The following is a 15,808-nucleotide window of genomic DNA, read 5'->3' as shown; positions in this document are numbered from 1 at the left end:
ACCTTCTTTTCTGTTAAATTATGTAACAAAGCCAAAGGTTTTGCGTTCTAATAGACAATCAATCAAAAAACAATCATCATGTTAAAAAAATTCTTCATCATTTGTTCTGGTGCTGATACAGATATTCTAGATAGCTGTGCTATAGGTGAACAAAATAAATATGCTGGCATTGGAGCCACAGTTTTCTTTACCGCAGTAATGGCATTTATTGCTTGTAGTTATGCACTCTATACCGTTTTTGATAATCTAATCACAGCTATTGGTTTTGGTTTTGTATGGGGATTATTAATTTTTAATTTGGATCGTTTTATTGTATCAACCATAAAAAAACGAAACAATATAATGGACGAGATTATCCAAGCGTCTCCTAGATTAATACTAGCTGTTATTATTGCTGTTGTTATTTCGAAACCTTTGGAACTTAAAATTTTTGAAAAAGAAATTAATCAAGTTCTACTGGAACAAAAGAATGAACTTACATTAGCTAATCAGACACAAATTGCTGAGCAGTTTACGCCAAATATCAATGCTCTAGAAAATAATATTACTACACTTCAATCTCAAATAGAAACAAAAGAAGCCGAAGTTAATGCTTTATACGACACTTATATTTCTGAAGCCGAAGGAACTGCAGGAACTCAACTTTTAGGTAAAGGCCCAGTTTATAAAGAAAAACGTGAAAAGCATGATGCGGCACTTGCCGAATTACAGCAGTTAAAAGCAGACAATAAGGCTAAAATTGCCACAACCGAAGCCCAAATTGCACAACTCAAAACAGATTATGACACGCAAGTTACCACAACCCAACCTATCATTGATGGTTTTGATGGTCTAATGGCGCGTGTGAGCGCTCTTGGCGAATTACCTTGGCTACCATCTCTTTTCATTTTACTTCTGTTTTTAGCAGTTGAAACATCTCCCATATTTGCAAAGCTATTATCGCCTAAAGGTGAGTATGACTATAAGTTAGAAGATGCAGAAACAGCAGTAAAAACATGGGTTGAGCAAAAGGTAGGTGAACGAAAAATTTTATTACAAACAGATCAAACCCTAAATAATAGAATTTACAATGACATTGCAGAAGAAGACGAATTATATACGTATAAGCGTAAAAAAGCTCGTGAGTTAATGCAATTACAAGCCGATGCCTTTTTTAAACATCAGAAAAATGCATTATAATTTTAAGTATATTTAGTTTCTAAAGGTACTTACTATGCGAAAATTTATATATGCGTTTCTAACCATTCTCCTATTGTCTTGTCAAACTGAAACAAAACAAGTTGACGTTGCAACACATTCTGAAGATACAAATCAAGCAGATAAAGCTGCTATCAAAGCGGTAATGTCTGCACAAGAAATTGCATGGAACAACCATGATCTTGAAGGTTTTATGGATGGATACTGGAAAAGTAGTTCTTTAAAATTTTATGGCAGTAGTGGTCTCACCAAAGGCTGGGATAACACGCTTGCAAATTATAAAAAAGGCTACCCTACACCTGCTGAAAGCGGTACATTAAGATTTGTTATTAATGATATATCAAAAATTGAAAATGGCAACTATTGGGTTATGGGAGAATATCACTTAACACGACCTGTCGGAGATGCTAACGGTGTCTTTATGATCATCTTTAAAAAGATAGACGGTCACTGGAAAATTATCGCAGATATGTCTTGCTAATTATGCTGCCTCTTCAGACTTAAAATGATTATATAAGTTACTGTGTCCTAATCCAATAATTGATAAACGTTTGTTTTTGACCAAAGCTTCATTATGTAATTGGGCGATAGCACTTACCCCATAACGATCTATACTTGTCAAATTTTCTATGCTTACCGTAATGGCATTAGCACGTTCAAAAACGTTTCTGAATTGCTTCTTAAATACATGAATATTGTGTCTATCTAAGGCTCCTTTAACTTTAAAAAAGTTATTCGCGTTTGTAATTTCTAAGTTCATAATAATACGATTTAAGGTTGTTACTCTTATTTGCTATCAATCAATATTATTATGATATAAATATCTAAAATTAAATACGCGTATAACTATATTTTCGATTAAATGTATAATTGGTTGGTTTTAGATTATAAACGGACTTGTTTATTCGATAAACAACACATTATAAATGAATTACATAATACATTCTGAAGGTTTTTGTAGTGTTTTTCCTGATTTATAGCTGTTAAAAACGTCTATAGATGTATTAAATTAGAAAATAATATCAATCAAATAGTCTGTAATATTGGTTACATTTACTTTCTATTTAGAACCACATAAATGAGTCGAAAGATTTTTACATCTCTTCTAATTTTAAAACAAAGAACACTTGTCTTGAGTCTAGTATCTTGCGTCTCTATTTTAAGTTGTACGCAAAAAAAGGAATCCATAAAAAAAGATCCGCTCGAGTTTAGCCATAATATCCTGGATTATCATATTTCACCTAAAGACTCTCTAGATAAATCTGGTCTAATGTTTTCAGACCAAGGCGCTTGGTTCGCATATAGTTTACCTAAAAAAGAATCCCATAAAATTGGCTTTTCTGGGCCATTTTTAATGACACAACAAAATGGTATCTGGAGTAGCCCAAATCTATCAGTTTTTAATTTTACTATTGATAATCATGAGCAACCTCTGTTAGATTTTAACGAAGATCTCAAATCACAAAATAGCTATGCCAGTCATTTAGAACAACTTTTCGAAAATAAGAATGTCGTAGTTAAGCAAGACCTCGTCTTTATGTCCGGTCACACGGCATTACAACGCGTCAAAATAACCAACATATCAAATACCCAATTAGTAATAAACACTAATATCAAAGGAAGTCTTTCTGACATCGGAATTAGATTATCCAAAAAGAACAATACTGTTTCTCTACATTCTGAAAAATCTAAAGCTATAGGTCATATTCTGGTTAAAAACAATATTGAGCATATTGATATTCTCGATGAAAATTCTCTTTACAGCATACAACTAAAAACAATAAACCTTCAGCCTAACACCTCAAACGAAATTATTATTTCTCACTCTTTTATATTTCCAGAGTATTCTTGGAATAATGAGAAAAACAAAATTCTAAACACCAATTTTGATACGGTCCTAAATTCAAAAAAAGTCGAAAAGAAAGCTCAAATAAAATCTCTCCTTGCGAATAGAAGACCACAATTTAAAAAAGAAAAATACGCTAGAGTTTTAGCAAAAGCTCATCTTACATTACAAAATAATTGGAGAATTCCAGCAGGAGCAATTAAACATGAAGGGTTATTCCCGAGTTACCACTACAAATGGTTTAACGGCTTTTGGTCTTGGGATTCATGGAAGCATGCTGTTGGCTTGTCTTATTTCAATCCCGATTTAGCAAAAAAACAAATAAGACTCATGTTTGAGTTTCAAGATGATGATGGTTTTGTTGCCGATTGTGTGTTTAGAGATACCCTCATTGAGAAACACAATTATCGCGACACCAAACCACCTCTTTCGGCCTGGGCAGTTTCTAAAATATTCGAAAAAGATAAGGATCTCTCTTTTATAAAAGTATTATATCCTAAACTGAAAAAGTATCATTATTGGTGGTATCAAAAACGAGATCATGACAATGATGGCTTATGCGAATATGGCTCAACAGATGGAAGTTTAATAGCTGCCAAATGGGAAAGTGGAATGGATAATGCTATACGATTTGATCATTCTGAAATTTTAAAAAATTCAGAAAACGCGTATTCCCTTAACCAAGAAAGCGTCGATTTAAATGCTTATCTCTATGCTGAAAAACATTATTTGGCTCAATTAGCTTCAGCATTAAAGATGCCAGAAGACGCTACACAATTTCAATTAGAAGCCAAACAATTAAAAGGTAAAATTCAGAGCCAATTCTATGATGAGAAAGATGGCTGGTTCTACGATACTAATTTAGAAGGAACTGCATTCATAAAAGGTGAAGGAAGCGAAGGATGGACGATGCTCTGGGCAAATGCAGCCACAAACAAACAAGCCAGTGCTGTAAAAAACAAAATGATGAATCCTAAAAAATTCTTCACTAAAGTTCCATTCCAAACCATGAGTGCCGATCATCAAAAATTTGACCCCCTAAATGGGTATTGGAGAGGTCCTAATTGGTTAGACCAAGCCTATTTTGGCGTTAAAGCTTTGCGAAATTATGGTTTTAATGAGGAAGCCAATAACGCTACCATTCAAATCCTAGAAGGTGCAGAGGGCTTGTTAGATCAAGGACCATCTATAAGAGAAAATTACCATCCATTAACTGGAAAAGGACTGCACGCTCAAAATTTTAGCTGGAGCGCGGCACATATTATTATGTTATTACTTAAAAATTAAATACCTATGAAATTATCTCATGTTTTTTACGCTATTCTTTTTTCAATAACTGTTTTAAGCTGTAAAACCACACAAAATGTGGTTGCTCCAACAGTTGAAAAAGAGCTTTCTAATTTCGAAAAACTGGCAGGAATACCAAATATTGTTAGTATTGAAAAAAAGCAAACTACAAGTCACTTTGATGAAAACTATGAACTTTGGTTTGAGCAACCAATAGATCATAACGATGCTACTAAGGGCACATTCAAACAACGTGTATTTCTCGGCTTTGAAAACGGTAATTTACCTGTCATTGTCGAACTAAGGGGTTATGGCATTGGATCAGAGAGGGCTGGAGAACTCGCAGCTCATTATAAAGCTAACCAACTCACTATAGAACATCGTTATTTTAATAACTCACGCCCTAGTACAATCGATTGGAATACTTTAACTGTTGAAAATGCCGCTAAAGATCAGGCTCGTATTATTAATGCGATTAGAAACGCCCTATATCCTAATTCAAAATTCATCTCCACTGGTATTTCAAAAGGGTGTCAAACTACAATGGCACATCGTAGGTTTTTCCCAAATAATGTTGATGCTAGCGTGTGTTATGTTGGCCCTCTTAATTACAAACGTGAAGACCCTAGAGTATATCAGTTTTTAAAAACGGTAGCAACCAAAGAAGATCGAGACAAAGTGAAAGCATTTCAGAACTTATGTTTTGAAAACCGAGATGCGCTTTTACAACTTATGAAAAATGAAGCACAAAGTAAAAACATGAATTGGGAGTTTGGCGTCGAAAAGGCTTTAGATTATACCATTCTCGAATATTCTTTTGCCTTCTGGCAATGGGGCGTTCCTGTAAGTAGTATTCCTCCTAAAGGGGTTTCCACAGAACAAATATATAAGCATCTCATTGATGTTGTTGGTTATGGCTTTTTTGAAGAAAAAGCTGTTGACGATCTCCAACCCTATTTTTGGGCTGCCTTGACCGAGCAAGGTATCTATGGCTATGAAACAGCACCTTTTAAGGAGTATCTAAATACGGAGGCTATTTATAAATTTGATTGGGCATTTCCAGATGGAGTTTCAAAGCCATATAATTTAAAACCAATGCAAGACATAAAATCTTATTTGGATGAGTCTGCCGAAAAAATACTTTTTATTTATGGAGAATATGATGCATGGAGTGCTACAGCTGTAGAGTTAAGTGATTCGGCAGCAGAAAGAGAACTCTATAAGTTTGTTAAGCCTAAAGGAGATCACAGAACACGAATAAGAAATTTTTCTTCGGAAACAAAACAATCTATTTACGATATTATAGATGCATGGCTACAGCAATAGTCTTGTAATTTTTTCGCTATGGAAAACATTAAACTCATTGATGGTAAGTTTATTGAAAACAATACGGATTTCGTAAATCTAATTGCTGCACTAAAGCATGGATTCTTATCTAAAGATATTATTGTGCCTTTACGTCATCATCATGATTTCCCCAACCCAAAAACGAATTCAGATTCTACAATGTTATTAATGCCTTCTTGGAATCCTAATAAAAACGCTGGTGTTAAAATTGTCACAGTAAGTCCAAAAAACGGACAATATAATTTACCTTCTATCAACGGGGCTTATATTTACCTCGATGCTACGACTGGTGTATTAAAAGCTATACTAAATGCCAAAAGTTTAACGGTAAAACGCACTGCCGCAGCCTCGGCTTTAGCATCTTCATTTTTGTCAAATAAAGACGCGTCTTCTTTACTAATGATTGGAACTGGAGCCCTTTCTACTAATTTAATAAAAGCGCATGCCTCCGTTAGACCTATTTCAGATGTATACGTTTGGGGCCGAAGTTTAAAAAAAGCTCAAGCCGTATGCGATCAGCTAAACAACGAAAAATTCAAAAGCACTCCTATTGAGACTATAGAGGAAAAAATATCTGAAGTCTCAATTATTTCTTGCGCTACGTTATCTAAAACACCTTTAGTTTTTGGAAAATACCTGCGCCCAGGTCAACATATAGATTTGGTTGGTGCTTATAAAAAGGATATGAGGGAAGCAGACAACGAAACAATATCTAAAGCGTCTATTTTTGTTGACACTTTTCAAGGCGGACTCAAAGAAAGCGGAGATATTGTTATCCCAATAAAAGAAGGGGTTATTAACGCGTCAGATATTAAAGCCGATCTCTTCCATCTTTGTTCTCAAGCACATTACGGGCGTGAACATTCCAACGACATAACCGTATTTAAATCTGTAGGTCATGCCTTAGAAGACTTAATCGCCGCAAACTATTACTACAATACATATACCAATGCCTAATTCGACTTATCAAAAGATACTAAACAACACACAATTTACGCCACCAGAACATTGGCTAAAAATAAAAACCATCGATATGCATACTGGAGGAGAACCTCTTCGTGTTATTATTGATGGTTTTCCCGAATTAAAAGGGAATTCTGTTTTAGAATACAGGAGGTACTGTCAAGAACATTTCGATTTTTTAAGAACAGCACTCATGTTCGAGCCCAGAGGGCACGCCGATATGTATGGTTGCATATTACTTCCGCCTAATGATAGTGATGGTGATTTTGGTGTCATTTTTTTACATAATGAAGGATATTCTACAATGTGTGGTCATGCCATCATTGCCATCTCAACCTTAGCTATAGAAATGAATTGGATCGATATGAAAGAAGGTGACAATATCTTAAAAATAGATGCGCCATGTGGTAGAATTACCTCGTATGCACATGTAAAAAACGGAAAGGTTACTGGTGTTCGTTTTCATTGTGTTCCAAGTTTTGTTGTTGGTCTAGACAGAACAGTGAACGTAAAAGGGTTGGGCACCATAACTTACGATCTAGCATATGGTGGTGCGTTCTATGCTTATGTTGATTTAGCAAAAAACACTTTTAATTTTGATTTAAATCCTAGTTCCTATCGTCAACTCATTTCAACAGGAATGGAAATCAAACAGGCTGTTATGACAAACGACAAACACATTGTTCATCCTTTTGAACAGGATCTCAGCTTTTTATATGGTACCATTTTTATTGATAACACTAAACAGAGTTCTGGGAGTGACAGTAAAAATGTTTGCATTTTTGCAGAAGGAGAAGTAGATCGTTGCCCAACAGGATCAGGTGTTTCTGGTCGAATGGCGATTCATTGGGCTCGGAAAGAAATAAATTTCGAAGAACAAATGACAATTGAAAGCATTACAGGCTCAATGTTTAATGGATCCATAGTGTCTGAAGAAAATTATGGCGCTTTTAAAGCCATTATTCCTGAAGTAGAAGGAACAGCGCATATTACCGGAATGCAAACGTTTGTGATTGACCCAAACGACCCAATGAAAGATGGATTCATTCTAAGATAACAGACTTAGGAGTGGTTAAAAAGTTCTGTCAGGGCTAAATACATCTATCGGAAGTGATGTTTTCTTGCTATCAATTATTTCTTGAACCAGTTTTCCCGTGGCTGTTGCCATACTCCACCCCATCATGGCATGGCCAGTTGCAATTGTAATATTTTTACACTTGGAAGATTTTCCAATATAAGGTAACCCATCTGGAGATACAGGTCGTAATCCAGACGCGGCCTTACGTTTCTCTTCTGAACTCAAAATAATTTCAGGATAATATTGTGTGGCAGCTTTAGCAATAGCCTCTACTCTTGCTGTATTAATATCATGATTAATTCCTGCGATTTCCATAGTACCCGCAAATCGTGTAAATCCATTCATTGGAGTCACAGCAACTTTAGCTTCTGCCAAAATAGCGGGAACAGATATATTGGTAACTCTAGTTGTATTAATCCTATAGCCTTTACCTGCCTGCAATAATAATTTCAAGCCTAGTTTCTTGCTTAATAGATATGACCATGAACCTGCTGCCAATACAAATTCATCGGCTTTCAAATTTTGTTTATCTGTGATAATTGATACAATTTCACCATCTAAAATTTCTAAATCTTTAACGGTTTCATTTTTATAAAATTGAACTCCCACAGTGCGTAAATGTGCTTTCATTTCTTCCATAAATTCGGAAGGTGTTGTATGAGAATCACATTGGTAATATGTTGCTCCCTTAACACTCATAGTAGCATTAGGCTCTATCCTACTTAATTCGTCCAAGCCGATGGCTCTAGCCTCTAAACCTTCCTGCCTAGCAAGGTCTGCCATTTTAATTTCTTCATCTAACATTTTTTCAGTTTGACACAGCATTAAAAGACCTTTCTTTTCATAATGAAATGAAAACCCTTCCTCTTGCTTAATATCATCATACAAATCTTGACTCAACAATGTAATCGACTTAATTGCAGGAATCGCTTTAGAAACATGATTGGCATTACATGATTTATTAAAAGCCCATGTCCATTTTAAAAAATCACGCTCTAATCTAGGTTTAATATATAATGGACTCGAAGAATCGAACATCCACTTCAACCCTTTTTTCATAACACCTGGCGCAGATAAAGGGACAATATGACTTGGTGATAAATAACCAGCATTAACATAGGACGCTCCAGCATCTAGGTTTGATTGATCTACAATCGAAACTTGATGCCCTTCCTTTTGAAGATAGTATGCCGAACATAACCCAATAATTCCACCGCCTATAATAACAACCTGTTTACTCATTTACTCCCATTTAAAATCCCATAGTGGCGTATCTCCTCTCAAATGCTCTATAAAATAATTCCACCTTTTTTTTATAAAATACAAACGTTGTTTTCCTCTATAGCCATGACGTTGACTAGGTAAAATCAATAGATCAAATTCTTTATCGGCTTTAACTAAGGCGTCTGCCAATTTAAATGTCGCCGAAGGATTTACGTTATCATCTAATCCACCATGAACTAATAACAATTTTCCTTTTAAGTTAGAAGCATTAGTAATATTTGACACCTCTTGGTAAGATTCATCTACTGGCCAACCCTGATACATTTCGGGCCACCATGCTTTTTCCATTCGGAAATCGTGATCGGCAGAACTGGCAACACCAACTTTATAGACTTCTGGAAAGGCCAGCATTGCTCTTCCCGTGTCAAATCCTCCTGCCGAGTGACCAAAAACACCAACACGATTTGTATCAATCCAAGGGTGCTTTTTACCTAAAAATTCAATAGCTAAGACATGGTCTTCTAAATTATTCCCCATATTCTTATACGAATAGTTATGAAATGATTTAGAGCGCTTAGACGTTCCTAGACCATCCACCATGATAACAATAAAGCCAAGTTCGGCTAAAGATTGATTCATAAAACCTCGAGAAAAAGATTCAGGAAACATTTTTGTATGCGGACCTGTATACGTATGATCTATTATTGGATATTTTTTTGACGGATCGAAAGTCGTTGGTTTCCATAATGCGCCATAGATTGTCGTTTTACCGTCCTTAGCCGTTAATTCAAAAACTTCGGGTGACTGCCAACCCATTGCTAAAGCCTCACTGACATCTGCCTTTGTTAGCTCTGTTAAAACTTCCCCAGATTCTGAATCTCTCAAAACTGTTGTGGTAGGCAAATTTATAGTAGAATAATTGTCTGTAAAATAGGTGCCATCTTCTGAAAATGTAATTTGATGGTTTACCAGTTTTGGGGTTAGGCAAGTAATATTACCTTTAAAATCGGCTTTATATAATTGATGATGATATGGATTATTACCTGTTTCTTTTCCATTAATTAGAAGATAGACGAGTCCTTTTTTTTCATCTACATATTCTATGTTAGCAACATAATATTCTCCTTGGGTTAATGCCTTAGTTTCATTTGTTTTTAAATCGTATAGGTAGAGTTGCCTCCAACCACTTCGTTCTGAAAGAAACAGGACTTTTTGTTGTTGTTCTAAAAAGCGATATTCAAAGTTATCAATATTAGTTTCGCTAGTTTCTTCAATTATGGTTTTTATTGTATTTGAATTTAAATCAACCAACTTTACATATTCTTTTTGATAACCTCGTTCAGGATATCTTGCTAATAACACACCAGATTTGTCTGTCCATTGTGTAGATACAGAATTAATATGTGTTCCTTTAGGAAGGTCTGTCTTTATTTCAGTCTTTGTCTCTACATTAAAAAACACAGGTTCTACATAAACCATTGTTGTATCACCTGGAGATCCTCGATAATAGGATAAAAGTTTAGGTTTATATAGTGAGTCTATACTATAATCTAATAGATACATCTTTTCAGCAGTTCTCAAATCAACCAATGACGTTGCAATCCACTTTGAGTCTTGAGACCAATCTACATAAAATCGTTTTGGACGTTCTCCATTTTCACCTTCCATCTTGTCATACCAACCATACCATGATCCATATTCATAATTTCTTTGACCACTTACACTTAGCTGATATTCTTTTTCAGAAGCTACAGATTTTACATACACATTATAATCTCTCACGTAAGCCGTCCATTTACCATCTGGAGATTTAGTTTCGAACAAATTTCTGACTTCTTCTAACTCTTTTGTTTTCAGGCTTAGTTTGTCGTTTTTTAGATGATATGTATAGTCCTTACCTTCAAAGGAAAACGAAAGTTCTTTTTTCGATAGTCTTGCTATATCCCTTATAGGTAATTGGCTAGCATCTACTGGGTTTTTCGATACTCCGCTTAGGGCTTTTGCCAAAGCCATATGATCAAACAATGGCGTGACTTTATAGTCTTCAAAATTCACTGTTTTATATGATTTTCCTTTTTCGCTATAATCAATAAACCAAAGCCCGTTACCATCTTCAAACCAGTTAACTGGTGTATAAAGGTTAAAAGCTGTTTTGTTATTGTAATTATCAAACATAAAACTAACGGCTCTTTTATAATCTTCTTGCGAGATATTTTGCGCCTGAACGCTACCTAATGAAATACCAATTCCAATTAGAAAACAATACAATAATTTCATCTGTTTTTATTTTATATTACCTGAAAACCATAAGCATACGGGTCATCATCAGGATCAATTGTTATTGTGTTATGTCCAAATACTTTTGCCCATCCCTGAATACTTGGGATAATAGCTTTATGTCCATTTAATTCTGTTTCTTCTTCAACACGACCAATAAATGTGGAGCCTATATAACTTTCATGAATAAAAGGCTCGTCTTTTTTCAGTAATCCCTTCGCATGTAGTTGTGCTAAACGTGCAGAAGTCCCTGTACCGCATGGACTTCTGTCAATGGCTTTATCTCCATAAAACACGGCATTTCTTCCCGATGACGATGTATGAATTGGATCTCCTGTCCAAAGCATGTGCGATACATCTCGAATAGTATCATTTTCAGGATGCACAAACATGTTTGGATATTTTGCATTAATGCGATCTCTAACAATCTGAGAATACTGAATTATCTGGCTTGCTGTAAAATTATGTACTCCAGAAAAATTCTGTTGTGGATCAACAATGGCATAAAAATTTCCGCCATATGCAACATCAAAAGAGATGTCACCTAACTCTGGACATTCAATAGATAAACCTTCGGCTGCCAGGTAACTTTTCACATTGGTAAGTTTCACCCAATCTACTTTAGATCCCGTTTGTTGATATTCAATATCTACAAGTCCGGCTGGAGCTTCCATTCTAATTTTGCCTGGTGTTTTTGGTATCACTAATCCTTCTTCTATTGCAATTGTAATAGTACCAATAGTGCCATGACCACACATTGGTAAACATCCGGAAGTTTCAATAAATAAAATTGCAAAATCATTATCTGGGTCATGTGGAGGATATAAAATACTTCCACTCATCATGTCATGTCCTCGAGGTTCAAACATGAGTCCTTTTCTAATCCAATCGTATTGTTGTAAAAAATGCTGGCGCTTTTCACTCATAGAGTCTCCCACCAAATTGGGACCTCCTTCTTTGATGACTCGAACCGGGTTGCCACATGTATGAGCATCTATACAAACAAACGTTGATTTACTCATTTTTTTGTTTTTCGATATAATCGTTGACTCTTTTTTCGAGAATGGCTAGGGTCACAGTTCCCTGCTCTAAAATCACCTCATGAAATGCTCTAATATCAAATTTGGCACCCAGTTCTTTTTTAGCTTTTTTTCTTAGCTCTCTTATTTTGAGTTCTCCAATTTTATACGATAACGCTTGTCCAGGCCATGAAATATAGCGATCTGTTTCTGTATTAATTTCGTGAAGCGATAGTGCGGTATTAGATGACATATAATCTACTACTTGATCTCTTGTCCAACCTTTGGCATGTATTCCTGTATCTACTACCAATCTGCAAGCTCGCCACATTTCATAAGTAAGCTGACCAAACTGTTCGTAAGGTGTTGTATACATACCCATTTCATCTGCGAGAAACTCAGAATACAAGCCCCAACCTTCGCCATATGCTGAGAGGTAAAGATCTTTTCGAAATTGTGGAATACTATCTCCTAATTCGTTATTTAAACTACCTTGCAAATGATGACCAGGAACCGCTTCATGAACAGTAAGTGCTGGCAATGTATATAATGTTCTACTCGGCAAATCATAGGTGTTTACCCAATAATACCCAGGATCTGTACTCTCTTTAGATGTTCCAACATAGCGTCCGCCAGTATATTTAGGCGCAATAGCATCTGGTACAGGAGCTACGCCATACGGTTTTCTAGGTAATGTTCTAAAAAATCTAGGTAATTGCTCATCTGCCCTTTTAGACATATCGCGAGCAATCATTAATAATTCTTCTGGAGTTTTAGCGTAAAATTGTTCATCGGTTCTTAAAAAATTAAGGAAGTCTGCAAAGCTACCTTCAAAGTTTAAATCTGAAATAATCTGTTCCATTTCAGCCTTTATTCGTGCCACTTCCTTTAATCCAATTTGATGAATATCGTCTGCAGTGTATTGGGTGCTGGTCGTATAAAAATTTATACGATCTTGATAGTATCCATTACCATTTGGAGTTTCTGAAACACCGATAGTTGTTCTAGTTTTAGGGAGGTATTCTGTTTCAAAAAAGGATTTAATACGTTTAAATTGTGGTGTTACTTTGGATTCTATCACAGTCTTGGCTGCTATGAGCACAGAATCCTTTTGTGCTTGGGTTAAATCGGCTGGCAAGTTTTTAAAAGGGGAATAATAATAACTGTCTTCTACATTGTCAACAATATGATCGTCATAAGTAGATTCGTAACCTTTAAAAATGATTAATGGTTGAGAAACTCCCTTTTCAAGACCTTCTCTTAGGTTTACAAGGTGTTGATCTACATAAGTAGGAATAGCATTCAATTTATTGAGATATGTTCTAACTTGAGCATAGTCATTTAAGGGTCTAACTTCATAGGTTAGACTACTATGAAACCCAGCATCAGAAAGAATTGGATTCAAATATTGTTCGAATTCAAAATAGTTAATCTTATCTTCAAGGATGAACTTTAGAAGTGCCACTGAAATTTGATCTGTTTCGCTTAAATCAGACAAATTAATATGTGATAACTCGTCTAATTTTGTCTTTGCAAACTCGGCTTCAGATTCGAAATATTCTTTAGTAAAAAGACCCAAAGGATATGCGTTTTCATCATATCCTTTATTGTCTTGATAGCTATCAATTATTTGGGTCAAATCTTTTGAATTAGTCGTCGATTTTTCTTTTTCACACCCAAAAGTTAATAGTAAAATTAGTATCGAAATGCCTTTAAAATAGTTCATATCGTTGATGTTGTTTGCTTATTATTTATAAGTCTGGAAATACCCAAAGGGTTTTCATTTTTAAGTTCATCTGGAAGCAAGTGGTTTGGCCAGTCTTGATAACTAAAAGGTCTAACCCAACGCTTTATTGAATGAATCCCTACAGCAGTAAACCTACTATCTGTTGATGACGGATATGGCCCACCATGAACCATAGAAGGGCATACTTCAACACCTGTTGGAACCCCATTATAAATAATCCGTCCTACTCTATTTTGCAATGCTGAAATTACACCTGTATAGTTGTTCGCTTCTTTATCATTTGCTATAACTGTTCCTGTGAGTTGTCCTTCTAGATTTGAAATTACCTCCTCTAACTCGGTAACATTTTCACATTGCACCACCATTGAAAATGGGCCAAATACTTCTTGATGTAGCGTTGGATTCTCGATGAAAGTTACTCCAGAAACTGTAGTAATAGCTTGTTTCGCATAATTTGGAAGTACCTCAGATGTATAGTCAGCGCTAACATTCAAGTTTGGTTGTGATAGCGTTTTTTCCTTATTAGCTTCATACGCTCCAAGGATATTTGGATGCAACATACAAGACGGTTCTATAGCTACAATTTCTTCAGAAAGTTTTGTAATAAAATTGGACAAGTCCTCACTTTTCAACCCTAAAATCAAACCAGGATTTGTACAAAATTGTCCTGTTCCTAGGGTTATAGAATTGGCATAAGTTTTAGCCAATGTATTGCCTCTATTACTTAAGGCTTCTGGAAGAATCACAACAGGATTTATACTTCCCATTTCAGCAAATACTGGAATAGGTTCTTTGCGTTGTGCCGCTAAATCGTACAAAGCACGTCCACCTTTAATACTTCCTGTAAAACCCACTGCTTTAACTTCTGGACGTTTCACCAACTGTGCGCCAACTTCTATACCGCTACTATTTAAATTAGAAAACACACCATTTGGCATTCCTGTTTTTTCTGCTGCTTTTATAATGGCCGAAGCTACTAATTCTCCTGTTCCAGCATGCATAGGATGTGATTTGACAATTACTGGGCAGCCAGCAGCAAATGCTGCGGCCGTATCTCCGCCAGCGGTAGAATATGCCAACGGAAAGTTACTCGCCCCAAAAACAACAACGGTTCCTAAAGGTGTCATCATTTTACGAATGTCAGATTTTGGCATTGGCTCTCTTTCAGGTTGTGCTGTGTCTATTGTAGCCTCTACCCAAGATCCCTCGGCAACCAATTCTGCAAAAGATCGCAATTGACCAACTGTTCTTCCGCGTTCCCCTTTTGCTCTACCTTCAGGTAGTCCGGTTTCAGAACAATACGTCTTTATGAGTTCATCATCTAAAGCTAGAATTTCATCAGCAATAGCATTTAAAAACTCAGCTTTATCCTTCCCTGAATAGGTTTTGAATCTTTGAAATGCTCTTTCTGCAAGTGTGCAAGCCATTTCAATTTCGGAAGACGTAGCCTCTATAAACGTGTTTTGGTTTTCAATATTTAATCTTGGATTAAAGGTTTTATATTCAATATTACCTTTAGCCGATAGGGCGTTTCCTATATAGTTTTTTCCTGTAATCATCTTTTTTTAATTCGTTTTAAATGGGCCACAATATCCACTGGTTTATGAATTACCACATTAGACACTGGATATTTTTCCAATAATGCTTTAGGTCGTATAGGTCGTTTTTCAAAACCACCGCTACAGTTAGGACACTCATGTTCTAATATATCCTCTACACATTGCTTACAGAATGTACACTCAAAAGTGCAAATCATAGCATCCTTTGCATCATAAGCGAGTGGCTTATTACAATGTTCACATGTAGGCCTAATCTCTAGCATA

The 15,808-nt window shown here is 35.6% G+C and carries 13 protein-coding genes; 6 read left to right on the top strand and 7 right to left on the bottom strand.

Going from position 1 to position 15,808, the window contains the following annotated elements:
* Positions 1-78 precede the first annotated feature (78 nt).
* Both Q0893_RS05345 and Q0893_RS05340 read left to right on the top strand, forming a co-directional pair.
* Positions 79-1,179 (top strand): DUF4407 domain-containing protein, encoded by a 1,101-nt coding sequence (locus Q0893_RS05345; protein WP_298900611.1) that lies wholly within the window; start codon positions 79-81, stop codon positions 1,177-1,179.
* 34 nt (positions 1,180-1,213) lie between these two features.
* Complete coding sequence (locus Q0893_RS05340; protein WP_298900612.1) at positions 1,214-1,678, top strand: DUF4440 domain-containing protein; 465 nt, start codon at positions 1,214-1,216, stop codon at positions 1,676-1,678.
* On the opposite strand, the gene Q0893_RS05335 is transcribed toward Q0893_RS05340, so the two are convergent.
* On the bottom strand, positions 1,679-1,957 hold the full coding sequence (locus tag Q0893_RS05335; protein WP_298900613.1) for an STAS domain-containing protein: 279 nt from the start codon (positions 1,955-1,957) through the stop codon (positions 1,679-1,681).
* 318 nt (positions 1,958-2,275) lie between these two features.
* Here Q0893_RS05335 and Q0893_RS05330 point away from each other — a divergent pair, with 318 nt between their 5' ends.
* The 4 genes from Q0893_RS05330 to Q0893_RS05315 are packed head-to-tail and all read left to right on the top strand — an operon-like array spanning position 2,276 to position 7,697.
* Positions 2,276-4,330 (top strand): trehalase family glycosidase, encoded by a 2,055-nt coding sequence (locus Q0893_RS05330; RefSeq protein ID WP_299273082.1) that lies wholly within the window; start codon positions 2,276-2,278, stop codon positions 4,328-4,330.
* 6 nt (positions 4,331-4,336) lie between these two features.
* Entirely contained in the window at positions 4,337-5,656 is a 1,320-nt protein-coding gene (locus Q0893_RS05325) for a S28 family serine protease (RefSeq protein ID WP_299273079.1), read from the top strand.
* Between the two features lie 18 nt (positions 5,657-5,674).
* On the top strand, positions 5,675-6,634 hold the full coding sequence (locus Q0893_RS05320; RefSeq protein ID WP_299273076.1) for an ornithine cyclodeaminase family protein: 960 nt from the start codon (positions 5,675-5,677) through the stop codon (positions 6,632-6,634).
* Entirely contained in the window at positions 6,627-7,697 is a 1,071-nt protein-coding gene (locus Q0893_RS05315) for a proline racemase family protein (protein WP_299273073.1), read from the top strand. Before Q0893_RS05320 ends, Q0893_RS05315 begins: the two co-directional genes overlap by 8 nt.
* Positions 7,698-7,712: 15 nt before the next feature.
* On the opposite strand, the gene Q0893_RS05310 is transcribed toward Q0893_RS05315, so the two are convergent.
* From Q0893_RS05310 to Q0893_RS05285, 6 genes are read right to left on the bottom strand one after another with little or no spacing between them, the layout of a single operon-like run.
* Positions 7,713-8,960 (bottom strand): FAD-binding oxidoreductase, encoded by a 1,248-nt coding sequence (locus Q0893_RS05310; protein WP_299273069.1) that lies wholly within the window; start codon positions 8,958-8,960, stop codon positions 7,713-7,715.
* The gene (locus Q0893_RS05305; RefSeq protein ID WP_299273066.1) at positions 8,961-11,219 is read right to left on the bottom strand and encodes a prolyl oligopeptidase family serine peptidase; all 2,259 of its coding nucleotides are present in this window, start codon (positions 11,217-11,219) and stop codon (positions 8,961-8,963) included.
* Between the two features lie 11 nt (positions 11,220-11,230).
* Complete coding sequence (locus tag Q0893_RS05300; protein WP_299273063.1) at positions 11,231-12,241, bottom strand: 4-hydroxyproline epimerase; 1,011 nt, start codon at positions 12,239-12,241, stop codon at positions 11,231-11,233.
* A complete protein-coding gene (locus Q0893_RS05295; RefSeq protein ID WP_299273060.1) occupies positions 12,234-13,964 on the bottom strand; it encodes a DUF885 family protein in 1,731 nt (576 codons plus the stop codon). The genes Q0893_RS05300 and Q0893_RS05295 overlap by 8 nt, the downstream gene beginning before the upstream one ends.
* A complete protein-coding gene (locus tag Q0893_RS05290) occupies positions 13,961-15,544 on the bottom strand; it encodes an aldehyde dehydrogenase (NADP(+)) (protein ID WP_298900623.1) in 1,584 nt (527 codons plus the stop codon). The genes Q0893_RS05295 and Q0893_RS05290 overlap by 4 nt, the downstream gene beginning before the upstream one ends.
* On the bottom strand, positions 15,541-15,807 hold the full coding sequence (locus tag Q0893_RS05285) for a DUF1272 domain-containing protein (protein WP_298900624.1): 267 nt from the start codon (positions 15,805-15,807) through the stop codon (positions 15,541-15,543). Before Q0893_RS05285 ends, Q0893_RS05290 begins: the two co-directional genes overlap by 4 nt.
* Position 15,808: the final 1 nt, after the last annotated feature.

The organism is uncultured Psychroserpens sp., from assembly GCF_947494225.1.
Lineage (GTDB): Bacteria > Bacteroidota > Bacteroidia > Flavobacteriales > Flavobacteriaceae > Psychroserpens.
The sequence above is the reverse complement of the archived record's forward strand: the minus strand, read 5'-3'. Positions and strand labels throughout refer to the sequence as shown.